Annotated in this window: 23 protein-coding genes; 11 read left to right on the forward strand and 12 right to left on the reverse strand. The window is 67.6% G+C overall.

All coding sequences use genetic code 11. The annotated features are described in order from the left end of the window. Positions 1-160 precede the first annotated feature (160 nt). Positions 161-1,609: an IMP dehydrogenase gene (gene guaB / locus QAR72_RS11210; protein ID WP_304617464.1), complete on the forward strand. Its 1,449-nt coding sequence runs from the start codon at positions 161-163 to the stop codon at positions 1,607-1,609. 78 nt (positions 1,610-1,687) lie between these two features. On the opposite strand, the gene QAR72_RS11215 is transcribed toward guaB, so the two are convergent. The 3 genes from QAR72_RS11215 to scpA form a co-directional block, all read right to left on the reverse strand. Next, positions 1,688-2,977, reverse strand: coding sequence for a homoserine dehydrogenase (locus tag QAR72_RS11215; RefSeq protein ID WP_304617465.1), 1,290 nt, complete (start codon positions 2,975-2,977; stop codon positions 1,688-1,690). A 91-nt stretch (positions 2,978-3,068) separates the two neighbouring features. After that, entirely contained in the window at positions 3,069-3,608 is a 540-nt protein-coding gene (locus QAR72_RS11220) for a hypothetical protein (RefSeq protein ID WP_304617466.1), read from the reverse strand. Positions 3,609-3,710: 102 nt separating this feature from the next. After that, positions 3,711-5,846, reverse strand: a complete 2,136-nt coding sequence (gene scpA, locus QAR72_RS11225) for a methylmalonyl-CoA mutase (RefSeq protein WP_304617467.1) — start codon at positions 5,844-5,846, stop codon at positions 3,711-3,713. A 57-nt stretch (positions 5,847-5,903) separates the two neighbouring features. On the opposite strand from scpA, the gene QAR72_RS11230 reads away from it, so the two are divergent. Then, positions 5,904-6,482: a DUF4174 domain-containing protein gene (locus QAR72_RS11230; protein ID WP_304617468.1), complete on the forward strand. Its 579-nt coding sequence runs from the start codon at positions 5,904-5,906 to the stop codon at positions 6,480-6,482. A 48-nt stretch (positions 6,483-6,530) separates the two neighbouring features. Then, positions 6,531-6,956, forward strand: coding sequence for a DUF4174 domain-containing protein (locus tag QAR72_RS11235; RefSeq protein ID WP_304617469.1), 426 nt, complete (start codon positions 6,531-6,533; stop codon positions 6,954-6,956). Between the two features lie 4 nt (positions 6,957-6,960). On the opposite strand, the gene QAR72_RS11240 is transcribed toward QAR72_RS11235, so the two are convergent. The 7 genes from QAR72_RS11240 to QAR72_RS11270 all read right to left on the reverse strand — a co-directional run bounded on the left by QAR72_RS11240 (position 6,961) and on the right by QAR72_RS11270 (position 12,547). Further along, complete coding sequence (locus QAR72_RS11240) at positions 6,961-7,332, reverse strand: hypothetical protein (protein ID WP_304617470.1); 372 nt, start codon at positions 7,330-7,332, stop codon at positions 6,961-6,963. Beyond that, on the reverse strand, positions 7,329-9,371 hold the full coding sequence (locus QAR72_RS11245) for an acetyl-CoA carboxylase biotin carboxylase subunit (protein ID WP_304617471.1): 2,043 nt from the start codon (positions 9,369-9,371) through the stop codon (positions 7,329-7,331). Before QAR72_RS11245 ends, QAR72_RS11240 begins: the two co-directional genes overlap by 4 nt. Before the next feature lie 105 nt (positions 9,372-9,476). Continuing rightward, the gene (locus QAR72_RS11250; RefSeq protein ID WP_304617472.1) at positions 9,477-9,698 is read right to left on the reverse strand and encodes a hypothetical protein; all 222 of its coding nucleotides are present in this window, start codon (positions 9,696-9,698) and stop codon (positions 9,477-9,479) included. A 60-nt stretch (positions 9,699-9,758) separates the two neighbouring features. Next, the gene (locus QAR72_RS11255; protein ID WP_219829486.1) at positions 9,759-9,998 is read right to left on the reverse strand and encodes a hypothetical protein; all 240 of its coding nucleotides are present in this window, start codon (positions 9,996-9,998) and stop codon (positions 9,759-9,761) included. 127 nt (positions 9,999-10,125) lie between these two features. Next, complete coding sequence (locus QAR72_RS11260; protein WP_304617473.1) at positions 10,126-10,566, reverse strand: hypothetical protein; 441 nt, start codon at positions 10,564-10,566, stop codon at positions 10,126-10,128. Between the two features lie 87 nt (positions 10,567-10,653). Then, the gene (locus QAR72_RS11265; protein WP_304617474.1) at positions 10,654-10,803 is read right to left on the reverse strand and encodes a hypothetical protein; all 150 of its coding nucleotides are present in this window, start codon (positions 10,801-10,803) and stop codon (positions 10,654-10,656) included. 211 nt (positions 10,804-11,014) lie between these two features. Further along, positions 11,015-12,547 carry an acyl-CoA carboxylase subunit beta gene (locus QAR72_RS11270; RefSeq protein ID WP_304617475.1) on the reverse strand — a complete coding sequence of 511 codons (1,533 nt, stop codon included), beginning with the start codon at positions 12,545-12,547 and terminating at the stop codon, positions 11,015-11,017. A 252-nt stretch (positions 12,548-12,799) separates the two neighbouring features. Here QAR72_RS11270 and alr point away from each other — a divergent pair, with 252 nt between their 5' ends. From alr to QAR72_RS11300, 6 genes are all read left to right on the forward strand, one after another. After that, positions 12,800-13,819 carry an alanine racemase gene (gene alr, locus QAR72_RS11275; RefSeq protein WP_304617476.1) on the forward strand — a complete coding sequence of 340 codons (1,020 nt, stop codon included), beginning with the start codon at positions 12,800-12,802 and terminating at the stop codon, positions 13,817-13,819. After that, positions 13,810-14,580 carry an MlaE family ABC transporter permease gene (locus QAR72_RS11280; RefSeq protein WP_304617477.1) on the forward strand — a complete coding sequence of 257 codons (771 nt, stop codon included), beginning with the start codon at positions 13,810-13,812 and terminating at the stop codon, positions 14,578-14,580. Before alr ends, QAR72_RS11280 begins: the two co-directional genes overlap by 10 nt. Positions 14,581-14,588: 8 nt before the next feature. Next, positions 14,589-15,308 carry an ABC transporter ATP-binding protein gene (locus QAR72_RS11285; protein ID WP_304617484.1) on the forward strand — a complete coding sequence of 240 codons (720 nt, stop codon included), beginning with the start codon at positions 14,589-14,591 and terminating at the stop codon, positions 15,306-15,308. Between the two features lie 134 nt (positions 15,309-15,442). Next, positions 15,443-16,519, forward strand: coding sequence for a PhoH family protein (locus tag QAR72_RS11290; protein WP_304617478.1), 1,077 nt, complete (start codon positions 15,443-15,445; stop codon positions 16,517-16,519). Continuing rightward, the gene (gene ybeY / locus QAR72_RS11295) at positions 16,512-17,012 is read left to right on the forward strand and encodes an rRNA maturation RNase YbeY (protein WP_304617479.1); all 501 of its coding nucleotides are present in this window, start codon (positions 16,512-16,514) and stop codon (positions 17,010-17,012) included. Before QAR72_RS11290 ends, ybeY begins: the two co-directional genes overlap by 8 nt. Beyond that, positions 17,009-17,977 (forward strand): hemolysin family protein, encoded by a 969-nt coding sequence (locus QAR72_RS11300; RefSeq protein WP_304617480.1) that lies wholly within the window; start codon positions 17,009-17,011, stop codon positions 17,975-17,977. Before ybeY ends, QAR72_RS11300 begins: the two co-directional genes overlap by 4 nt. Here QAR72_RS11300 and QAR72_RS11305 read toward each other — a convergent pair. Both QAR72_RS11305 and QAR72_RS11310 read right to left on the reverse strand, forming a co-directional pair. Beyond that, on the reverse strand, positions 17,974-18,918 hold the full coding sequence (locus tag QAR72_RS11305) for an alpha/beta fold hydrolase (protein WP_304617481.1): 945 nt from the start codon (positions 18,916-18,918) through the stop codon (positions 17,974-17,976). The genes QAR72_RS11300 and QAR72_RS11305 overlap by 4 nt on opposite strands. A 3-nt stretch (positions 18,919-18,921) precedes the next feature. Beyond that, positions 18,922-19,212 carry an SCP2 sterol-binding domain-containing protein gene (locus QAR72_RS11310; RefSeq protein ID WP_304617482.1) on the reverse strand — a complete coding sequence of 97 codons (291 nt, stop codon included), beginning with the start codon at positions 19,210-19,212 and terminating at the stop codon, positions 18,922-18,924. Positions 19,213-19,349: 137 nt separating this feature from the next. Here QAR72_RS11310 and QAR72_RS11315 point away from each other — a divergent pair, with 137 nt between their 5' ends. Together QAR72_RS11315 and QAR72_RS11320 are read left to right on the forward strand one after the other, a co-directional pair. Further along, positions 19,350-19,856: a hypothetical protein gene (locus tag QAR72_RS11315; RefSeq protein ID WP_304617483.1), complete on the forward strand. Its 507-nt coding sequence runs from the start codon at positions 19,350-19,352 to the stop codon at positions 19,854-19,856. A gap of 9 nt (positions 19,857-19,865) precedes the next feature. Beyond that, the coding region (locus QAR72_RS11320) for a helicase-related protein (RefSeq protein ID WP_304617485.1) at positions 19,866-21,660 on the forward strand (1,795 nt) is incomplete at its 3' end.

The raw sequence follows: 21,660 nt of genomic DNA on the forward strand, positions 1-21,660 counted from the left end.
CGACCCTACAATCAATTCCTTCGCGCATATGACGTGACGTTCACGTAACTGTCAGAGTTCGGGCGTGTCATCGACGCAACGGCCAATGCCGGGCTGGACAAACGCCGCCGCCCGTGAAAGGGGAAACTGCCAAACGACATTGCCGCAAGGATGAACTCCCATGCAGATTCGTGAGGCCCTGACCTTCGACGACGTGCTTCTGGTTCCCGCCGCCTCGACGGTGATGCCGTCCACGGCGGATGTGACGACCCATGTCACGCGGACGATCCGCATGAACATTCCGCTTCTGTCCTCGGCCATGGATACGGTCACGGAAAGCCGCATGGCCATCGCCATGGCGCAGGCGGGCGGGATGGGCGTGATCCACCGCAATCTGACCATCGATCAGCAGGCCGCCGAGGTGCGCCGCGTCAAGCGCTTTGAAAGCGGCATCGTCTACAGCCCGATCACCCTGACCCCCGATCAGACCTTGGCCGATGCCAAGGCCTTTCAGGAACGCTACAATGTCACCGGATTTCCGGTCGTTGACGAGGATGGCCGCGTTCTGGGCATCGTGACGAACCGCGACATGCGCTTTGCCAGCGACGACCGCACTCCCGTGCGCGCGATGATGACCGCCGAAAACCTTGCGATCCTGCACGAGCCTGCCGACCGGGCCGAGGCGATCAGCCTGATGAAGGCGCGTCGGATCGAGAAGCTTCTGGTCACGGATGCCTCGGGCAAGCTGACGGGCCTTCTGACGCTGAAAGATACCGAGAAGGCCGTGCTGAACCCCTTGGCCTGCAAGGATGATCTGGGCCGCCTGCGCGTCGCCGCCGCCTCGACCGTGGGGGATGAGGGTTTCGCGCGCTCGCAGGCGCTGATCGAGGCAGGGGTGGACATGGTCGTGATCGACACCGCGCATGGTCATTCCGCGGGCGTCGCCCGAGCGGTAGAGCGCGTCAAGGAATTCGCCCCTGACGTCCAGGTCGTCGCGGGCAATGTCGCCACCGCCGAGGCGACCCGCGCCCTGATCGAGGCCGGGGCCGACGCGGTCAAGGTCGGCATCGGGCCGGGCAGCATCTGCACCACCCGGATCGTTGCGGGCGTGGGCGTGCCGCAGCTGACCGCGATCATGGATGCGGCGGGGGCCGCGGGCGACGTTCCGGTCATCGCGGATGGCGGCATCAAGTTCTCGGGCGATTTCGCCAAGGCCATCGCGGCGGGCGCCAGCTGCGCCATGGTGGGCAGCGCCATCGCCGGCACCGATGAAAGCCCCGGCGAGGTGATCCTCTATCAGGGCCGCAGCTTCAAATCCTATCGCGGCATGGGCAGCCTCGGGGCGATGGCGCGCGGCTCGGCGGATCGGTATTTCCAGAAGGACGCGGCCAGCGACAAGCTGGTCCCCGAGGGGATCGAGGGGCAGGTGCCCTACAAGGGTCCGGCGGGCAACGTGATCCATCAGCTTGTCGGCGGCCTGCGCGCCGCGATGGGCTATACCGGTTGCGCCACCGTCCCCGAGATGCGCCGCAATTGCCAGTTCGTCCGCATCACCGGCGCGGGGCTCAAGGAAAGCCACGTCCACGACGTGCAGATCACCCGCGAAAGCCCGAATTACCGTCTGGGATGAGTGTCGTGAAACGGGAAAGGCGCCGGAGGGGAACCTCCGGCGCCTTTCTCATGTCCCAAGGGTCGAGGCCTTGCGGCCTCAGACCTCCTCGATCCGCAACTCGACCGGGTCGCTGACCAGAACACCGGTCTTGGGCAGGGCCTCGACCGCATAGTCGATCGCCTCGGGCGTGGTCTTGTGCGTGACGACCAGCACCGGAACGCTGGCGGGGCTGTGCTGCCCGTATTGGCGCATCCGGTCGATCGAGATCCCGGCATCGCCCAGAACCGTCGCCACCTTGGCCAGTGCGCCCGGCTTGTCCTGCAATTCCAAGCGGATGTAATATGCGGCGGGCACGGCGGTCCGGGCGGGCTGGGCCGCGACCAGCGTCTCGGCGGGCTGGCCGAAGACCGGCAGGCGCACGCCGCGCGCGACCTCGACCAGATCCGACATCACCGCACTGGCGGTCGGGCCTTCGCCCGCGCCCGCGCCACGCAGCACGATCTGGCCGACGCTGTCGCCCTCGATCACGACCATGTTCGTGCCGCCGACCAACTGGCCAAGGGGACTGTCCGCCGGGACGAGGCAGGGCGACATGCGCTGTTCCAGCCCGCGCGCGGTCATCTGGGCCACACCCAGCAGCTTGATGCGGTAGCCCAGATCGCGGGCGCGGCGGATGTCGTCGATGCTGACGCGTTCGATCCCCTCGATCTCGACCGAGCCGAAATCGATCCGCGTGCCGAAGGCGATCGAGGACAGGATGGCCAGCTTGTGGCTGGCATCGATGCCGCCCACGTCAAGCGTCGGATCGGCCTCCAGATAGCCCAGCTGGCGGGCCTCCTCGAAGACGGCCTCGTAGGGCAGGCCGGCGCTTTCCATCCGGGTCAGGATATAGTTGCAGGTGCCGTTCATCACGCCCATGACGCGGGTGATGGCATTGCCCGCCAGCGATTCCGTCATCGCCTTGATGACTGGGATGCCGCCCGCCACGGCCGCCTCGAAGCGGATCACGCGGCCCAGGCTTTCGGCCAGGGCGGCCAGTTCCGCGCCATGCACGGCCAGAAGCGCCTTGTTGGCGGTGATGACGTCCTTGCCCGCGCGCAGCGCGGCCTCGATGCTGTCGCGCGCTGCGCCGTTCTCGCCGCCGATCAGCTCGACATAGACATCGACATCGTCGGCGGTCGCCACCGCGACGGGGTCCGTCTCGAACCGGTAGGCCGAGATGTCGGCGCTGCGGTTCTTCAGCGGATCGCGGGCCGATACGGCGGTGATGGTGATGGGCCGTCCCGCCCGCAGCGCCAGCAGGTCGGCATGTTTCTGCACGATCTTGACGACACCGATCCCGACGGTGCCAAGCCCGGCAATACCCAGGCGGAGAGGGGACGACATGAGCTTCCTCGCTTCCAGATTTCGCGGGTGTTAGCGCGGCTTGGCCCTTCATGCAACGCGCGATGCGGCAAAGCCTGCGCGGCTGTGGCTTTCAGTCGCCATCGCCCGGCGCGCCCCGCTCGGGATAGCCCAGCCAGCGCCCGTCGATCCCGGTCGCGCGCATGATCGACACGACCCGCCGTGCAACCGCAAGGGTCTGCGCATGGATGGCCTCAAGATCGGCGGGGGTCATGTCGTCAGGATAGCGCTCGCCGCGCGTGTTGATGAAGCCCGGATGCCAGTGCCCCCCGCGCCGGCCCGGTCGCCACGAGGCATGGCAGAGCAGGTTCCGCAGCAGCCGGATGCGGTTCAGCTCGGCCTCCAGATCGGGCCAGTCATCGACGCCTGCCTGACGTGCGGCGGCGATGAAGCTGTCGATCAGCGTCCCGAGGCTGTCATCGGCAATCTCCTCCCTCCGCCGCAGCCAGCGGGTCAGCGCCCGCTCGTCCGCGCTTTCGCCCAGGCCCTGACGCGACAGCGAAAAGATCGCCCGCTTCAGCGCCTCTTCCAGAAAGCCGAACCCCGAGACCGCATGGCCGAGGGAAGCGGCCATCTCGTCCGACAAGCGGTCAGGCGCGCGGGGCAGGGGCATGACGCGGCCTTTCAGGCGCCCCGGCCGGCTGCCGGTCCGGGGCAGGGGGTTTGGGGGGCCGCCGAAGGCCCCCCAAGCCATCGCGGGACGCAAGCCGCGCCATCAGGTCCGGCGCGCGTCGCGGATCAGGGTCAGGATCTCGGCCGCGGCCTGGGGAATGTTGGTGCCGGGCCCGAAGATCGCCTTGACCCCCGCCTGGCGCAGGAAATCGTAATCCTGCTGCGGGATGACGCCGCCGCAGATCACCAGGATCTCGCCCGCGCCCTGCGCCTGCAAGGCCTCGATCAGCTTCGGCGCCAGCGTCTTGTGACCGGCGGCCTGGCTCGAGATGCCCACCACATGCACGTCATTGTCGATGGCGTCCTGTGCGGCTTCCTCAGGTGTCTGGAACAGCGGCCCGACATCCACGTCAAAACCGATATCGGCGAAGGCCGTGGCGATGACCTTGGCGCCGCGGTCGTGCCCGTCCTGGCCCATCTTGACGACCAGCATCCGCGGGCGGCGGCCCTCCTCCTCGGCGAAGGCCTCGACGTCGCGCTGGATCTGGGCGAAGCCCTCGTCTCCCTCATAGGCGGCGCCATAGACGCCCGCCAGGGTGCGCACCTCGGCGCGGTGGCGGCCGAAAATCTCTTCCATCGCCATGCTGATCTCTCCGACGGTTGCGCGGGCGCGGGCGGCCTCGACGGCGGCCTCCAGCAGGTTGCCGCCCTCGCGGGCGCGGCGGGTGATCTCGGCCAGGGCGGCCTGGGCCGCGGCCTCGTCGCGGCTCGCGCGGATGCGAGACAGGCGCGCGATCTGCGCCTCGCGCACGGCGACATTGTCGATATCGAGAATGTCGATCGGGTCTTCCTTGTCCTTGCGGTACTTGTTGACGCCGACGATCACATCCTCGCCCCGGTCGATCAGCGCCTGACGGCGGGCGGCGGTCTCCTCGATCCTGAGCTTGGGCATCCCCGAGGCGACGGCCTTGGTCATGCCGCCCATCGTCTCGACCTCCTCGATCAGCTTCCACGCCTCGTCCGCCAGCTGCGCGGTCAGGCTCTCGATGTAGTAGCTGCCGGCGAGCGGGTCGACGACATGGGTGATGCCCGTCTCCTCCTGCAGGATCAGCTGGGTGTTGCGGGCGATGCGGGCGCTGAATTCGGTGGGCAGGGCGATCGCCTCGTCCAGCGCGTTGGTGTGCAGCGATTGCGTGCCGCCGAGCGCCGCCGACATCGCCTCGTAGGCGGTGCGGATGACGTTGTTGTAGGGGTCCTGCTCCTGCAGGCTGACGCCTGAGGTCTGGCAATGCGTGCGCAGCATCAGGCTGCCGGGTTTCTTCGGATTGAACTCGGTCATGATGCGGTGCCACAGCAGGCGCGCGGCGCGCAGCTTGGCGATCTCCATGAAGAAGTTCATGCCGATGGCGAAGAAGAACGAGAGCCGCCCGGCGAAGGCGTCCACGTCCATGCCGGCCGCGATGGCGGCTCGGACATATTCGCGCCCGTCGGCCAGGGTATAGGCCAGCTCCTGCACGAGGTTCGCGCCGGCCTCCTGCATGTGATAGCCCGAGATCGAGATCGAGTTGAACTTGGGCATCTCGTTCGAGGTGTATTCGATGATGTCCGCGATGATCCGCATCGAGGGCTCGGGCGGGTAGATGTAGGTGTTGCGGACCATGAACTCCTTGAGGATGTCGTTCTGGATGGTCCCGGACAGGACCGCACGGTCATGGCCCTGTTCCTCGCCCGTGACGATGAAGTTCGCGAGGATCGGGATCACCGCGCCGTTCATCGTCATCGAGACTGACACCTTGTCCAGCGGGATGCCGTCGAACAGGATCTTCATGTCCTCGACGCTGTCGATGGCGACGCCCGCCTTGCCCACATCGCCGACGACGCGCGGATGATCGCTGTCATAGCCGCGATGGGTGGCCAGATCGAAGGCGACCGAGACGCCCTGCTGCCCGGCGGCCAATGCCTTGCGGTAGAAGGCGTTCGATTCCTCGGCGGTCGAGAAGCCCGCATATTGCCGGATCGTCCAGGGGCGGCCCGCATACATCGTGGCGCGGGGCCCGCGTGTATAGGGCGCAAGGCCGGGCAGGCTGCCCAGATGCGACAGCCCCTCGGTATCGGCCTCGGTATAGAGCGGCTTGACCGCGATTCCCTCCAGCGTCTGCCAGGTCAGGCTGTCGGGATCGCGGCCCTTCAGCTCCTTCTCGGCCAGCTTGCGCCAATCCTGAAGCGTGGGTTTTGTCATGATCCGTCCTTTCCCACGGCACGTCCTGCCCTATATTCAGACAAGGATGAGGTGCCGATGAAGTTGAAATTCCTGATATTCGCCATGGTTCTGGCCGCGATGGGGCCGGGACGCGACGCGCCGCCGCCCGATCCGGACGCGCTGCCGCAGGCCGAAAGCCCCGCCCCCGACCGGGGCGTGCAGCGCAATCCGGCCCGCCTGCCGCCCGTCGCCGAACGGACAGCGCCCGAAATCCTGCCCGAGGACCGGGACATGACGTCGCAGACAGCCGGTGCGCTGGAGGTTGTGGGCTTCGACGAGGTTACGCCCGAGCAGTTCCTGTGGACACGGCGGCCCATCGTGGTCTTTGCCGACACGCCCGGCGACCCGGCGGTGACCGACCAGATGCGGATGCTGAACGAGGGCGCGGCGATGCTGGTCCAGCGCGACGTGATCGTCGTCGTCGACACCGATCCGCGCGCCAACAGCATCTGGCGCCAGCAATTGCGCCCCTCGGGCTTTTCGCTGGTGGTCATGGACAAGGACGGCCAGGTCAAGCAGCGCAAGCCCTTTCCCTGGAGCGTCCGAGAGATCGCCCGCGCCATCGACCGCTTTCCGCTGAGGCGGCAGGAAACCGGCCGCGCCGCGCAGCGATAGAGGGAACCGCCCGCCCGTCGCGCGCGTCCCTTCCCCAAGGAGGACAAGATGCCCGTGACCCGATATTCCGCGCTTGTCGCGCTTGCGCTGCCCGCCATGGCTGCGCCCGCCGTCGCCGCCCCGGACGTGCCGACGCCCGGCGACCTGTCGCCCCACCCGCTGGCCCAGGGCGTGCTGGACAGCCTGCGCTGGCAGGCCCGGCCCGTGGTGATCGTCGCGGACGGTCCCGCGACCGAGGCGCAGCTGACCGAGCTGATGAGCGAGGCCGATGCCCTGTCCGAACGCGACGTGGTGATCCTGACCGCTGCGCCCGGCACGACAGATCTGCCCCTGCCTGTCGGCAGCGACTTTGCGCTGCTGCTGATCGGCAAGGATGGCGGGGTCAAGCTGTCGCGCAGCCAGCCCGTGGCGCCCGCAGACATCATCTCGCTGATCGACCAGATGCCGATGCGGCAGAACGAGGCGCGGCGCTGAACTTTCATGGCCGCCGCATCCGTTCCAGCGCCACCAGTGCAAGCGTGGCGACCAGCAGGTGTGCCGCAGCCTCGGCCAGCAGCAGCGGGACGGGCGCGGCGCGGCCGTCGAGGAACAGGATCAGCCCCGCGCCCCACAGGATCGCGCTGACCGGCAGCGCCAGCGCCCAGAAGCGCCAGCCGCGCCAGCGCCCGGTCAGGGCGCCGAACACGATCTGGAACACTGCCAGCGCCGCCAACGGCGTCAGCAGATAGGCCATCGGCAGGCGCGTCAGCCCGATCGGGAAGGTCTCGCCCCCCAGAACCAGCAGCACGCCCGCCCCCGCCGCCAGCGCGGGCAGCGCTGCAAGGACCAGCGGCGGCAGCAGGCCGATCATTCGAACTCCATGATGATCTCATCGACCTTGAGGCTCTGGCCCTGCTCGGCATTGACCGACTTGACGACGCCCTTGCGCTCGGCGCGCAGGATGTTCTCCATCTTCATCGCCTCGACGGTGGCCAGGGCCTGGCCTTCCTGCACCTCGTCGCCCGGCGCCACGTTGATCTTCACCACCAGCCCAGGCATCGGACAGAGCAGCAGTTTCGACGTGTCGGGCGCCTGCTTGACCGGCATCAGCCGCGCCAGTTCGGCCGCGCGGGGGCGGCGCACATGGACGCGCAGATCGGCGCCGCGCGTCCGCAGCCGGTAGCCCGCCGCGATGCGCTCGACCTTGAGGACCAGCGGGCGGTCATCCACCGTCAGCCGCGCAAGGCTCTGCCCCGGCTTCCAGTCGCTTTCGACGCGCAGATCCTGCCCCGCGATGCTGACGGTCGAGCCGTCGCGGTCGGCGCGGATGCGGACCGGGTGTTCCTGCCCGGCCAGGAAGACGACCCAGTTCTCGCCGACATGGCGTTCGTGGTTGTCCAGCCGCCCGCTGATCCGTGTGCGCCGGATCTCAGCCACGCGGTGCATCGCGGCGGCAGCGGCGGCGACGCGGTGCAGGTCATCCTCGGGCAGGGTCGCACCCTGGAACCCCTCGGGATATTCCTCGGCGATGAAGGCAGTGGTGATGTCGCCCGAGACGAAGCGCGGATGGTCCATCACCGCCGACAGGAAGGGCAGGTTGTGGCCGATCCCCTCGACCTCGAACTCGTCCAGCGCCAGCCGCATCGCCTCGATCGCCTCAAGGCGCGTCGGCGCCCAGGTGCAGAGCTTGGCGATCATCGGGTCGTAGAACATGCTGATCTCGCCGCCCTCATAGACGCCGGTATCGTTGCGGACCGCCTGATCGCCCTGATGCGCCTGTTCCAGCCATTTCGCATTGGCCAGCATCGGACCCGCCGCGACCTCGGCCGGGGGCCGGTAGCGCGTCAACCGTCCGATCGAGGGCAGGAAGTTGCGATAGGGGTCTTCCGCGTAAAGGCGGCTTTCCATCGCCCAGCCGGTGATCGTCAGGTCCGATTGCGCGAAGGGCAGCGGCTCGCCCGCCGCGACCCGGATCATCTGCTCGACCAGATCGACGCCGGTGATGAGTTCGGTCACCGGATGTTCGACCTGAAGCCGGGTGTTCATCTCGAGGAAATAGAAATTGCGGTTGCCATCCACGATGAACTCGACCGTGCCGGCGCTGGAATAGCCCACGGCCTTGGCCAGCGCGACGGCCTGCTGGCCCATCGCCGCCCGCGTCGACTCGTCGAGAAAGGGCGAGGGGGCCTCTTCGATGACCTTCTGGTTCCGCCGCTGGATCGAGCATTCGCGTTCGTGCAGATAGACCGCATTGCCGTGCTTGTCGGCCAGGACCTGGATCTCGATGTGACGGGGCTGGGTGACGAATTTCTCGATGAAGATGCGGTCGTCGCCGAAGCTGTTGGCGGCCTCGTTCTTCGAGGATTCGAAACCCTCGCGGGCCTCGTCCTCGTTCCAGGCGATCCGCATGCCCTTGCCGCCGCCGCCCGCGCTGGCCTTGATCATCACCGGATAGCCGATCTGGGTGCTGATGCGCGCGGCTTCGTCCGCATCGGCGATCAGGCCCATATAGCCCGGCACCGTGCTGACGCCCGCTTCCGCCGCGATCTTCTTCGAGGTGATCTTGTCGCCCATCGCCTCGATTGCGCCCGAGGGCGGGCCGATGAAGACAACGCCCTCGGCCTCGAGCGCCTCGGCGAACTTCATGTTCTCGGAGAGGAAGCCATAGCCCGGATGCACGGCTTCAGCCCCGGTCTGGCGGATCGCCTCCATGATCTTGTCGATCACGATATAGGACTGGTTGGCCGGGGGCGGGCCGATGTGAACGGCCTCGTCCGCCATCTTCACGTGCAGCGCATTGCGGTCCGCATCCGAATAGACGGCGACGGTGGCGATGCCCATGCGGCGCGCGGTCTTGATGACGCGGCAGGCGATCTCGCCCCGGTTGGCGATCAGAATCTTCTTGAACATGGCCCCTCCTGACCGGTCGACATGAAAAATCCGCCCCTGGCCGCGCGGCCGGGGGCGGTCTTGTTACTGAGCAGGGCGCGGCGGCTTGCGCCGCGCGTCAGATCATTACTGGCAGAGACGGAAATCGTCGCAGAGCGCGCCGGCTGCGCCACCGATGGCCGCGCCTCGCAGGCGGTCGCTGCCGCCGCGGCCGCGGACGGTCTGCACGGTGTACCCGGTCGCGGCGCCGATGATGGCGCGGTCGGCATCCGTCGGGTTGATGTTCTGGGTGCAGCCGGCGACAGCGGTCGCGCTGATGACGGCGGCAATGGCGAGAATCTTGGACATGGGTTCAATCCTGTCTGGTGCGCGGCTTGCCCCAGAGGCAGCCGCGCGACTGGGTGTCGATCAATAGCGACGCTGGCAGACGCCGAAATCGTCGCAGAGCGCACCGGCGGTCGCACCGACGGCCGCACCGGTCGCCACGTTCTCGTTGAGCGCGCGGGCGACAACGGCACCGGCAACGGCGCCACCAGCGGCACGCTGCGCATCGGGCGAAAGGCCGGTCTGCATGTTGGGGTCGCAAGCCGCGAGGCCGAGAACCAGGGCCGAGACGCCGCCGATGCGGAAGAGAACGGTTTTTTGCATGATATACTGCCTGTTGTTATGATCCGCTGCGGGACCGGTTGTCGATGGGCGTGCGTTATCGCATGACCTTTGCCAAGGTCAAACTGACATGCCCGTGACGCGGTTCCCATCAGCAGCGTTTCGCGCATCAGCGATCGTCCTCGGCCTCGTCGTCGTCCTCGTCTTCATCGCCGTCGTCCCAATCGTCGTCCCAGTCCTCTGACGCGGTGTCCTCGGGATCGTCGCTGCGGAACAATTGCGGGAAGCTGGCCTGCGCAACGGCCATGTCGACTTGCAGAAGCTGGTCGTAATCGGCCGGGTCGAAGGTGCCCACGGCCTTGACCTCGCGGCCGATCAGCCAGGACAGGCGCCCGGCATCCAGGTTGCCGCGTTCAAAGGGCTGGTCGCCGAAATGTTCGATGAGCGCCGCCAGAAACCCCTCGTCGGCGCGCTTGTCGGCGGGCCTGCGGTCCTTGAACCGTTCGCGGCGGGTGATGGGCGTGGCGCCGGCCTTGCGATTCTCGCGCCGGATCACGAATTGAAAGTCGGTGCCGGGCAGGCGGCCCGGAAAACCACGATGTTTCAGCATGGATAACCCCCTGGAATAGGTTCTGCGGGGGCTTTTTCTGCGTGCGGGCAGACGGGCCGCCCGCACGGTCTGATCGGGCAGATCGTATCAGAACTTGCCGCGGAAGACCGGTTCGGTCGTGACCGGGTTGGCCATGGGCGCTGCAGGCGCGGCCGGCACGAAGACATCGGGTTGCTGACGCTGGCAGGCGGCGAAAGCCGAAACCAGAACGAGGCCGAGGATGATTTTCTTCGACATGAACATTCACTCCTGTGATGCGGGCGGCTCTGCGCCCTGCTGCTCGGGTTGAGGCCGGTCCCGGTTCGGACAGGCCCGGTCGGCATGATAGCCGCGCGCCCCGCCTTCAGACAGTCGCCGCCAAGGCCGGGCAGATCGCCCCGGCGCGGCTGTGGCGCGGCTGCATCATTCACGCATTTGTGCTTGGCGGCGGGGCGCATGGTCGGTTCGCTCAGAGCGGGATGTTGTCGTGCTTCTTCCACGGATTGCTGAGCCGCTTGCCCCTCAGCGAGGCGAAGGCCCGCGCGACGCGGCGGCGGGTCGAACGCGGCTGGATCACCTCGTCGATGAAGCCCTTCTCGGCGGCGACGAAGGGATTGGCGAAGCGGTCCTCGTAATCCTTGGTGCGTGCCGCGATCTTCTCGGGATCGCCCAGCTCGCTGCGATAGAGGATCTCGACCGCACCCTTGGCGCCCATCACCGCGATCTCGGCCGTGGGCCAGGCATAGTTGAAATCGCCGCGCAGGTGCTTGGAGGCCATCACGTCATAGGCCCCGCCATAGGCCTTGCGGGTGATGACCGTGACCTTCGGCACCGTCGCCTCGCCATAGGCGAAGAGCAGTTTCGCGCCATGCTTGATGACGCCGCCATATTCCTGGCCCGTTCCCGGCAGGAAGCCCGGCACGTCGACCAGCGTCAGGATCGGGATCTCGAAGGCGTCGCAGAAGCGCACGAAGCGCGCGGCCTTGCGCGAACTGTCGATGTCCAGACACCCCGCCAGCACCATCGGCTGGTTGGCGACGACGCCCACGGTCTGCCCCTCAAGCCGGATGAAGCCGATGATGATGTTGCCCGCGAAATCCTTCTGGATCTCGTAGAAATCGCCCTCATCCGCGACCTTGGCGATCAGCTCCTTCATGTCATAGGGCTGATTGGGGTTGTCGGGGATCAGCGTGTCGAGGCTGGGCTCGATCCGGGCGGGATCGTCGAAAAAGGGCCGGGTCGGCGCCTTTTCGCGGTTGTTCAGCGGCAGGAAGTCGAACAGGCGCCGGATCTCGCTCAGCGCCTCGACATCGTTCTCGAAGGCGCCGTCCGCGACCGAGGATTTCCTGGTATGGGTGCTGGCCCCGCCCAGTTCCTCGGCGGTGACGACCTCATTGGTGACGGTCTTGACCACGTCGGGGCCGGTCACGAACATGTAGGACGTGTCGCGCACCATGAAGATGAAGTCGGTCATGGCGGGCGAATAGACTGCGCCGCCGGCGCAGGGGCCCATGATCACGCTGATCTGCGGCACGACGCCGGATGCCATGATGTTGCGCTGGAACACTTCGGCATAGCCGGCAAGCGAGGCCACGCCCTCCTGGATGCGCGCGCCGCCCGAATCGTTCAGCCCGATGACAGGGGCGCCGTTCTGCATGGCCATGTCCATGATCTTGCAGATCTTCTGGGCATGGGTTTCCGACAGCGAGCCGCCAAAGACGGTGAAGTCCTGGCTGTAGACATAGACCATGCGGCCATTGATCGTGCCCCAGCCGGTGACGACGCCGTCGCCATGCGGTCGATCGGCCTCCATCCCGAAATCGGTCGAGCGATGGGCGACGAACATGTCGAATTCCTCGAAGCTGCCCTCGTCCAGCAGCAGGTCCAGCCGCTCGCGCGCCGTCAGCTTGCCGCGCGCATGCTGCGCCTCGATCCGCCTCTGGCCGCCGCCCAGCCGGGCCTGGCCGCGCCGCCGTTCCAGTTCCGCAAGGATATCCTTCATCGCACTGCCCTCCGCTCAGCCGTGCCGCGAAACTAGACGCCACCCGGCCCTGTGGAAAGGAATTTCGAGAAAATTTGCAAACTATGTGCGTCCGGCGGGGCGAAAATCGCAAAAGTGCAAATTTTCCGGGATGCCCGCGGGCGACCCCAAAGGGTCGGACGCCGCGCCGGGGCGGCCTCGATGGCCGGCCTGGCGCGTCCCCTTCCGCCACTTTCGCTTGACGCGCCGCGCCCGCGGAGGCACTCAACCGGCATGGGATTGCAGATCGATATCGCGGCCGTCACGGCCAACTGGAAGGCGCTGGCCGCCCGTGCGCCGGGTGCGCGCTGCGCGGCGGTGGTCAAGGCGGATGCCTACGGGCTGGGGGCGGCGCGGGTCGCGCCCGCCCTCTATGCGGCGGGGGCGCGCGACTTCTTCGTGGCGCTGGCCAGCGAAGGGCGCGCCTTGCGCCCGCATCTGCCCGAGGACGCGCGCATCAACATTCTGTCGGGTCACATGCAGGGCGAGGATCTGACCGGCCTTGTCCCGGTCCTGAACTCGCCCAAGCAGTTCTTCCGCGACCGCACCCTGCGTCCCGGCAAGCCCTTTGCCATCCAGCTTGACAGCGGCATGAACCGTCTGGGGATGGAAGCCGCCGAATGGGCCGCCATCCGGGCCGAGGCGCTGGCCGCCCGCCCCGATTTCATCATGTCGCACCTGGCCTGCGCCGACGAGCCCGACCACCCGGCCAATGCCGCCCAGCTTGCCGCCTTCCGCGAGATGACGCGGGGCTGCGAGGGCGTGCCCCTGTCGCTGTCGGCCACCGGCGGCATCCTTTTGGGGCCGGATTACCATTTCGACATCGTGCGTCCCGGCATCGGCCTTTACGGCGGCCTGCCCTTTGCCGAGGCGCAGCCGACGGTGCGCCTGTCGCTGCGCGTGATCCAGACCCGCTCCGTCGCCGCGGGCGAGATCGTGGGCTACGGCGCCTCCTACATCGCCGAGCGTGCCTGCCGGATCGCCACGGTCGATGCGGGCTATGCGGACGGTGTCCTGCGGTCGCTGTCGGGCAAGGGGGCGATGCTCTATGCGGGCGACCGGGGATGTCCGATCGTGGGGCGCGTCTCGATGGACCTCATCACGGTCGATGTGACGGCGCTGGACGATGTTCCCGAGATGCTGGACCTCATCTGTCCGCATCAGCCCATCGACCGGCTGGCCGATCTGGCCGGAACGATCGGATACGAGATCCTCACCGCCTTGCGCCAGCGTTATCCCCGCACATGGTCGTAACGGCTCTGCGCGGCCTCGGCCGCCCGGCGCTGGCGATGCTGCGCGGGGTCGGTGCGGTGACGCTGTTCGCCGGGCGCGGCCTGACGCGGCTGCGGCCCTTTCCCGGACGTGCGCTGTTCCAGCAACTGATCCAGATCGGCTGGCTCTCGTTGCCCGTGGTCGGGCTGACGGCGCTGTTCACTGGCGCGGCGCTGGCCTTGCAGATCCATTCGGGCGGGGCGCGCTTTCAGGCCAGCGATGTCGTGCCCGCCATCGTCGCGATCGGGATGGTGCGCGAACTGGGGCCGGTGCTGGGCGGCCTGATGGTCGCTGCCCGCGTGGCCAGTTCCATTGCCGCCGAGATCGGCACGATGCGCGTCACCGAACAGATCGACGCGCTGGTCACGCTGTCCACCGACCCGGTGCGCTGGCTGGTGACGCCGCGCCTCTGGGCCGCGATCCTGTCGCTGCCGGTCCTGGTCGCGGTGGGCGACGTCATCGGCATCATGGGCGGCTGGCTGGTCGGGACGACCTCGCTCGGCTTCACCTCGGCGCGCTACATCGCCGACAGCTGGGCCTATCTCGAGACCTGGGACGTGCTGTCGGGCCTGATCAAGGGCGCGGTCTTCGGGCTGGTCGTCGCCCTGTCTGGCTGCTGGTTCGGGATGCGCTGCGCGCGCGGCGCGGCTGGGGTGGGCCGGGCCACGACCTCGGCCGTGGTGGCGGCGGCGGTCGGCATCCTGGCGGCGAACTTCATCCTGACGGGGCTGTTCTTCCGATGAGCGCGCCGATGATCGAGACGCGTGGCCTGACCCGCAGCTTCGGCGCCAAGCGCGTCCTGGCCGGCGTGGACCTGGCCGTCGCCCCGGGCGAGAGCCTCTGTGTCATCGGCCAGTCCGGCACCGGCAAATCGGTGCTGCTCAAATGCATCCTCGGCCTCGTGCCGCCCGATGGCGGGCAAGTCCTGTGGCAGGGCCGGCCGCTGGACGCGGCGCGCCTGCCGCAATTCCTGACGCGCTTCGGCATGCTGTTTCAGGGTGGGGCGCTGTTCGACAGCCTCAATGTCTGGCAGAACATCGCCTTTCGCCTGCGTCAGCGGATGCCCGACCGCGAGGCCCGCGCCATCGCGCTGGACAAGCTGGCGCGCGTGGGCCTGCCGCCCGAGACCGCCGATCTGATGCCCGCTGAATTGTCGGGCGGCATGGCCAAGCGGGTGGGGCTGGCCCGCGCCATCGCCGATGATCCGGCGGTGATCTTCTTCGACGAGCCGACGACCGGCCTTGACCCGATCCGCGCCCGCGCCATCGACGCGCTGATCCGCAGCATCGTGACCGAGAGCGGCGCGACCGCCATCACCATCACGCATGACATGCGCTCGGTCGCGCTGATCGGGGACCGGGTCGCGATGCTTCAGGGCGGGGCGATCGCCCATGTCGGCCCCGTCTCGGGGATGGAGACGGAACCGGCGCTGGCCGCCTTTCTGGGAACCGGGCCGCTTGCCCGATCCTGATGCAACCCGCGCGCCGTCGACGGCGTTTTGCTGCATCGGAGGGCAGGGATGCCGCGCAGGCAGACAACCGGTCCTTGTGCGAATCCCGCAAGCTTGCCACCATGAACCCAAGGACGCCTGAGCAGGAGAACGATTTGGGCCTATCGCCAACGCCCCCCGTCACCACCCCTCCGAACGAGACCGTGCTGGAATTTCCCGACAACCGGCTGCTGATCGACCTGTGCGGCGCAAATGACCGACACCTGGCCCGGATCGAGGAAGCCCTGGGCGTGCATATCCTGCGACGCGGCAACCTGCTGGCGGTGGTCGGCGGCCCCGAGGCCCAGTCCGAGGCCAGCAGCGTCCTGCGCGGCCTTTACGATCGTCTGGAAAAGCAGCGCCCGGTTTCCCTGGGCGAGGTTGACGCGGCGCTTCGCATGGGCATCGACCCGGCGGGCGATCCGACGCCTGCGGACCAGCTCGAGATGTTCTCGAAGGGCGTCTACGAGCTGCGCACCCGCAAGAAATCCGTCGAGCCGCGCACCGACGCGCAAAAGGCCTATGTCCGGTCGCTGTTCGAACATGAACTGGCCTTCGGGATCGGGCCTGCCGGGACGGGCAAGACCTATCTGGCTGTCGCGGTCGGCGTGACCATGCTGATCGGCGGGCATGTGGACAAGATCATCCTGTCGCGCCCCGCCGTCGAGGCGGGCGAACGTCTGGGCTTTCTGCCCGGCGACATGAAGGAGAAGGTCGACCCCTACATGCAGCCGCTCTACGACGCGCTGAACGATTTCCTGCCCGCCAAGCAGATGCAGAAGCTGGTCGAGGAAAAGCGCATCGAGATCGCGCCGCTGGCCTTCATGCGGGGCCGGACGCTGTCTCGCGCCTTCGTGGTGCTGGACGAGGCGCAGAACGCGACCTCGATGCAGATGAAGATGTTTCTGACGCGGCTGGGCGAGGGCTCGCGCATGGTCATCACCGGCGACCGCACCCAGATCGACCTGCCGCGCGGCATGCAATCGGGTCTGGTCGATGCCGAACGGATCCTGGGCGGCGTCAAGGGGATCAGCTTCAGCTACTTCACGGCCGAGGATGTCGTGCGCCACCCGCTTGTCGCGCGCATCATCAAGGCGTATGACGCCGAAGAGGCCGCGGCCCTTGCCCGCGGCGACATGGACGAGCCGCGCGGCCAATACGCCCCGCGGCGGGCGATACGGAACGATGCCTGACGAGATCACCGCCGATTGCGTCATCGAGGATGACCGATGGGAGGCCGCCGGACTTGAGGATCTGGCGGCCCGCGCCGTCACCGCGACGCTGGACTGGCACCGCATCGGCGGCGAGGTCGTGGTCATGGGCTGCGACGATATCCGCATAGCGGCCCTGAACGCCGATTTCCGCGGCAAGCCCCGCGCGACGAATGTCCTGTCCTGGCCATCGGTCGAGCCGGAGCCGCGTGAGCCGGGTGCAGCCCCGGCCATGCCCGCCTCGGACGAGTTGGGCGACATCGCCATCGCCTATGACACCTGCGCGGCCGAGGCGCAGGCGCAGGGCAAGCCCTTCGACCATCATGTCACGCATCTTCTGGTTCATGCCTGCCTGCATTTGCTGGGCTACGACCACGAAAGCGACCCCGATGCCGAATTGATGGAAGAGACCGAGCGCCGCATTCTGGCCGGTCTGGACATTCCCGATCCCTATGAGGAGACCAGCGAAAGATGAATTCCGACAGTCGATTACCGGTCCCCGCCCGCGAGGCGGGCGATCTGGCCGAAGACGAGGGCGAGCAGGATCGCCAGCGTGGTTTCTTTGGCCGGGTCTTCGACGCCCTGAAGGGCGGCGAGGCCGAGACCGACGAAGCGGGCGATGCCGCCCCGCGCCATGACAGCCAGCCCGCGCCTGGCATGCTGAACCTGCGCCGCCTGCGCGTCGATGATGTGGCGATCCCCAAGGCCGAGATCATCGCCGCGCCGCTGTTGATCACGCTCGACGATCTGGTGACGATGTTCCGCGAACACGGCTTTTCGCGGATTCCCGTCTTTCGCGGCACGCTGGACAGCCCGCTCGGGCTGATCCACCTCAAGGATCTGGCACTCAAGCACGGTTTCGGCGCGGGCGGCAAGTTCACCTTGCGCCCGATGCTGCGTCCGCTGCTTTACGTCCCGCCCTCGATGCCCATCGGCGTGCTGCTCCAGCAGATGCAGCAGAAGCGCATCCACATGGCGCTGGTCATCGACGAATATGGCGGCGTGGATGGGCTGGTCACGATCGAGGATCTGATCGAGCAGGTCATCGGCGAGATCGAGGACGAGCATGACGAGGATCAGGGCCATCTGTGGGTCAGCGAGAAGCCCGGCCAGTGGCTGATCCAGGCCCGCGCGCCCCTTGACGAGGTCGAGGCCGAGACTGGCCTGCGCCTGACCCCCGACGACGAGGCCGAAGAGGTCGACACGCTTGGCGGTCTGATCTTCATGCTGATCGGGCGGGTGCCGCTGCGGGGCGAGGTGATCGCGCATCCCTCGGGCGCGGAATTCGAGGTGGTCGAGGCCGATCCGCGCCGCATCAAGCGGCTGCGCCTGCGGATGCCGCGGCTGGGCTCGGCCACCGACAAGGTCTCGGGCGCCAATGCCGGCCGGGAGGCCGAGCGAGCGGCCGAGAAGGCGGCCGAACGCAGGCGCGCGGACTAGCTGTCGGCGAAGCGGTCCAGCATCGCCTGAATGAACAGATCGCGCAGGGGCGGTGTTTCCATCATCACCTCGTGCCGCGCGCCGGGCACCTCCAGCAGCGTGCTGCCGGGCCAGCGCGCAGCCCGATCGCGGATCGCCTGTCCCGAGACGACACGCTCGTCGCTGCCAAGCGAGACCAGCATCGGCAGATCGGGCGAGGGGATCTGCGACAGGCGCGTGCATTCGTTCAGCGCCTTGGACACCCAGTCGAAACTGGCCCCGCCGATGGTCAGGTCGGGCCAGGAAGCGGCCTCGCGGACCAGCCGGGCCCATTCGTCGACATTCCGCGTCAGCAGGTTGGCCGAGAAGGATTCGTCCAGCACATAGGTGCTGCGCGTCCCGCCGCTGCCCGGCGCGGCCACGCCGCCGCGCCCGACCCGGCCCGCAAGATAGGCGATGCCAAGCGCGACACCGTGCTGAAGCCTGCGCAGATTGATCCCCCACATCGGCGCCGAAAAGACCGCGCTGGCCACCGGCAGGTCGGATTCGAGCGCCGCAAGCCCGATGCAGCCGCCCATGGAATGGGCCAGCAGATGCCAGGGACGGGGCAGGCCCAGCTCCTCGGCGGCGACGACCATCTCGACCACGTCGCGCTGATAATCGCTGAAGGCGCCAACGTGGCCGGGGCGCGGATCGGCCTGCAGCCGGTCCGACAGGCCCTGACCGCGCCAGTCGATGGCCAGAACGTGATAGCCCGCCGCGTTCAGGCGGCGGGCGATCGGGGCATATTTCTCGATATATTCGGTGCGGCCGGGAAACAGCAGGACGCTGCCCTCGGCGGCGGCGCGCGCCGTCTCCCAACAGGCAACCCGCAGGCGGATGCCGTCCTCGGCCCGCAGCCAATAGGCGCGGGCCGGTTCAAGCGGATCATCGGCCAGCTGGTGGAACGGCGCGCTGTCCATGGATCAGGACAGTTTCTGGCCCAGCTGCATGGCGACGCCCATCGAGCCGTCGACCTTGAGCTTGCCCATCATGAAGGCGGTGGTGGGGTTCACGTCGCCGGCCAGGATGCCCTCGAAGGTTTCGCGGCTGGCGGTCAGCGTCACCTCGGCCTCTTCGCCTTCATCGGCGGCGCGCACGCCGCTTTCGTCGATCATGATGGCGCCTTCGTCGGTGATGACGAACTTCGCGGTCGAGCCGAAGCTGTCGATCTTCTGTCCCAGTTTCTCGACGGCGGCTTTCACGACTTCGCTCATTTCCTGTCCTCTCTTGCGCTTTGGCTGGCGCCCGGCATGCGGGCTGGGTTACACCAGACGTTATGAGCGCGCTTCGTCACCAATTCCATAATGTCGTCGCGGCATTCAAGGCCGGAATAGTGACAATTCTGCTTGTCATGGCAACTGCTTTCGCGACAGCCGCCCAGCCGATCGACCTGGACGATGCCTTCCGGCGCCTTGCCAGCCCCGAGGGCGAGGGCTGGCGCATCGCGGAAAGCGACATCCTGCGCGCCTGGTCGCGTTCGGGTTCGCCCGCGATGGATCTGCTGCTGCGTCGTGGCGAGGATGCGCTGGATCGCGGCGATCTGGACGAGGCGATCGGCCATCTGAGCGCGCTGACCGACCACGCACCGGATTTCGCGGCGGGCTGGCAGACCCGCGCGGCGGCCTTGGCCATGGCGGGCCAGTTCGGTCCCGCCATCGAGGATCTGGCCCGGACCCTGGTGCTGGAGCCGCGTCACTTTGCCGCCATGACCCAGCTTGGCGCCATGCTCGAGGAAATCGGCCAGCCGGAACGGGCGCTGGCGGCCTATCGCGAAAGCCTGAAGGTCCATCCTCATCAGCAAGAGGCGCTGGATGCCGCCGTCCGTCTGGAACGTCGCCTGCGCGGCACCGATATCTGAGGAATGACCATGACCACGCGCGGGCGGATCACCGCCATCCTTGGCCCGACCAATACGGGCAAGACCCATCACGCCATCACGCGGATGCTGGCCCACCGCACGGGCGTCATCGGCCTGCCGCTGCGGCTTCTGGCACGCGAGGTCTATGACCGGATCGTGGCGGCGCGCGGCCCATCGGTCGTGGCGCTGGTCACGGGCGAGGAGCGCATCGTGCCCGACCGGGTGCAATACTGGGTCGCCACGACCGAGGCCATGCCCGAGATCGGCGCCGATTTCGTCGCCATCGACGAGATCCAGCTTTGCGCCGATCCCGAGCGCGGCCATGTCTTCACCGACCGCCTGCTGCACATGCGCGGCCTGCACGAGACGCTGTTTCTGGGCAGCGACACGATGCGCCCGGCCATCGCGGCGCTGGTCCCGGAGACGCAATTCATCCGCCGCGAAAGACTGTCCACGCTCTCCTGGGCGGGGTCCAAGAAGCTGTCGCGCATGCCCGCGCGAAGCGCCATTGTCGGTTTCAGCGTGGACGATGTCTATGCGATGGCCGAGCTGATCCGCCGTCAGAAGGGCGGCTGCGCGGTGGTGATGGGCGCGCTGTCGCCCCGCACCCGCAACGCCCAGGTCGAGATGTATCAGGCCGGCGAGGTCGATTACCTGGTCGCCACCGACGCGATCGGGATGGGGCTTAACCTCGATATCCGCCATGTCGCCTTTTCGGCCACGCACAAATTCGACGGCCGCCGGGTCCGGCCCCTGTTCCCGCACGAGATGGGCCAGATCGCGGGCCGGGCCGGGCGGCACACCGAATCCGGCACGTTCGGCGTGACCGGCGAGGCGCAGATCCCCGACGAGGGGCTGATCGAAGCACTGGAAAACCACCGTTTCGCGCCGATCAGCCGCCTGATGTGGCGCAACCGTGCCCTGGAATTCGGCACGATGGACCGTCTGGTCCAGAGCCTCGAGGCCGCGCCCAGCCATGAATGGCTGGCCCGCGGGCGCGAGGCTGACGATCTGGCCGCGCTGAAGATCCTCCGCGATCTGCCCGAGATCCGCGACCGCGTGCAGGGCGGCAAGGATGTGCGGCTATTGTGGGATGTCTGTCGCGTGCCCGATTTCAGGGGCATTTCCGCGATGGAACATGCTACGCTTCTGGCGCGGATCTTCGGGTTTCTTCAGGAAGGCACGATTCCGGCCGAATGGCTGGACCGCGCCGTCAAGCGCATCGATCGGCTGCACGGCGATATCGACGCGATCTCGAAGCGGCTGGCCTATATCCGCACCTGGACCTACGTGGCGCAAAGAACCGGCTGGGTTCAGGACGAAAAGCATTGGCGCGAGGAAACGCGCGCTGTAGAAGACCGCCTGTCGGACGCGTTGCACGCGGCCCTGACCCAAAGATTTGTGGACCGGCGCACATCCGTGCTTCTGCGCCGGCTCAAGCAGAAGGAGAGCCTCGTGGCCGAAGTGAACGACAAGGGCGAAGTGACGGTCGAGGGCGAGTTCGCCGGCCGTCTGGAGGGCTTCCGCTTTCGCCCCGACCAGACCGGATCGGCCGACGAGGCGAAGATGCTGAACCGCGCCAGCTACGAGGCGCTGCGGCCCGAATTCCACCTGCGCGCCGACCGCTTCTACAACGCCCCCGACACCGAGATGGACTTTACCGAGCAGGGCGGCCTGATGTGGGGCAACCAGGCGGTGGGCAAGCTGGTCAAGGGCGCGGACGCGCTGCATCCCGGCGTCGAGCCCTTCGTGGACGAGGAAGCCGGAACCGAGATCGCCGACAAGGTCCGCCGCCGGCTGCAGC

This window comes from Paracoccus sp. (in: a-proteobacteria), from assembly GCF_030604785.1.
Classification (GTDB): domain Bacteria; phylum Pseudomonadota; class Alphaproteobacteria; order Rhodobacterales; family Rhodobacteraceae; genus Paracoccus.

Excerpts from the sequence above, each read along its gene's own strand:
- guaB (WP_304617464.1), top strand. The coding sequence starts at position 161 with ATGCAGATTCGTGAGGCCCTGACCTTCGACGACGTGCTTCTGGTTCCC.
- QAR72_RS11215 (WP_304617465.1), bottom strand. The coding sequence starts at position 2,977 with ATGTCGTCCCCTCTCCGCCTGGGTATTGCCGGGCTTGGCACCGTCGGG.
- QAR72_RS11220 (WP_304617466.1), bottom strand. The coding sequence starts at position 3,608 with ATGCCCCTGCCCCGCGCGCCTGACCGCTTGTCGGACGAGATGGCCGCT.
- scpA (WP_304617467.1), bottom strand. The coding sequence starts at position 5,846 with ATGACAAAACCCACGCTTCAGGATTGGCGCAAGCTGGCCGAGAAGGAG.
- QAR72_RS11230 (WP_304617468.1), top strand. The coding sequence starts at position 5,904 with ATGAAGTTGAAATTCCTGATATTCGCCATGGTTCTGGCCGCGATGGGG.
- QAR72_RS11235 (WP_304617469.1), top strand. The coding sequence starts at position 6,531 with ATGCCCGTGACCCGATATTCCGCGCTTGTCGCGCTTGCGCTGCCCGCC.
- QAR72_RS11240 (WP_304617470.1), bottom strand. The coding sequence starts at position 7,332 with ATGATCGGCCTGCTGCCGCCGCTGGTCCTTGCAGCGCTGCCCGCGCTG.
- QAR72_RS11245 (WP_304617471.1), bottom strand. The coding sequence starts at position 9,371 with ATGTTCAAGAAGATTCTGATCGCCAACCGGGGCGAGATCGCCTGCCGC.
- QAR72_RS11250 (WP_304617472.1), bottom strand. The coding sequence starts at position 9,698 with ATGTCCAAGATTCTCGCCATTGCCGCCGTCATCAGCGCGACCGCTGTC.
- QAR72_RS11255 (WP_219829486.1), bottom strand. The coding sequence starts at position 9,998 with ATGCAAAAAACCGTTCTCTTCCGCATCGGCGGCGTCTCGGCCCTGGTT.
- QAR72_RS11260 (WP_304617473.1), bottom strand. The coding sequence starts at position 10,566 with ATGCTGAAACATCGTGGTTTTCCGGGCCGCCTGCCCGGCACCGACTTT.
- QAR72_RS11265 (WP_304617474.1), bottom strand. The coding sequence starts at position 10,803 with ATGTCGAAGAAAATCATCCTCGGCCTCGTTCTGGTTTCGGCTTTCGCC.
- QAR72_RS11270 (WP_304617475.1), bottom strand. The coding sequence starts at position 12,547 with ATGAAGGATATCCTTGCGGAACTGGAACGGCGGCGCGGCCAGGCCCGG.
- alr (WP_304617476.1), top strand. The coding sequence starts at position 12,800 with ATGGGATTGCAGATCGATATCGCGGCCGTCACGGCCAACTGGAAGGCG.
- QAR72_RS11280 (WP_304617477.1), top strand. The coding sequence starts at position 13,810 with ATGGTCGTAACGGCTCTGCGCGGCCTCGGCCGCCCGGCGCTGGCGATG.
- QAR72_RS11285 (WP_304617484.1), top strand. The coding sequence starts at position 14,589 with ATGATCGAGACGCGTGGCCTGACCCGCAGCTTCGGCGCCAAGCGCGTC.
- ybeY (WP_304617479.1), top strand. The coding sequence starts at position 16,512 with ATGCCTGACGAGATCACCGCCGATTGCGTCATCGAGGATGACCGATGG.
- QAR72_RS11300 (WP_304617480.1), top strand. The coding sequence starts at position 17,009 with ATGAATTCCGACAGTCGATTACCGGTCCCCGCCCGCGAGGCGGGCGAT.
- QAR72_RS11305 (WP_304617481.1), bottom strand. The coding sequence starts at position 18,918 with ATGGACAGCGCGCCGTTCCACCAGCTGGCCGATGATCCGCTTGAACCG.
- QAR72_RS11310 (WP_304617482.1), bottom strand. The coding sequence starts at position 19,212 with ATGAGCGAAGTCGTGAAAGCCGCCGTCGAGAAACTGGGACAGAAGATC.
- QAR72_RS11315 (WP_304617483.1), top strand. The coding sequence starts at position 19,350 with ATGGCAACTGCTTTCGCGACAGCCGCCCAGCCGATCGACCTGGACGAT.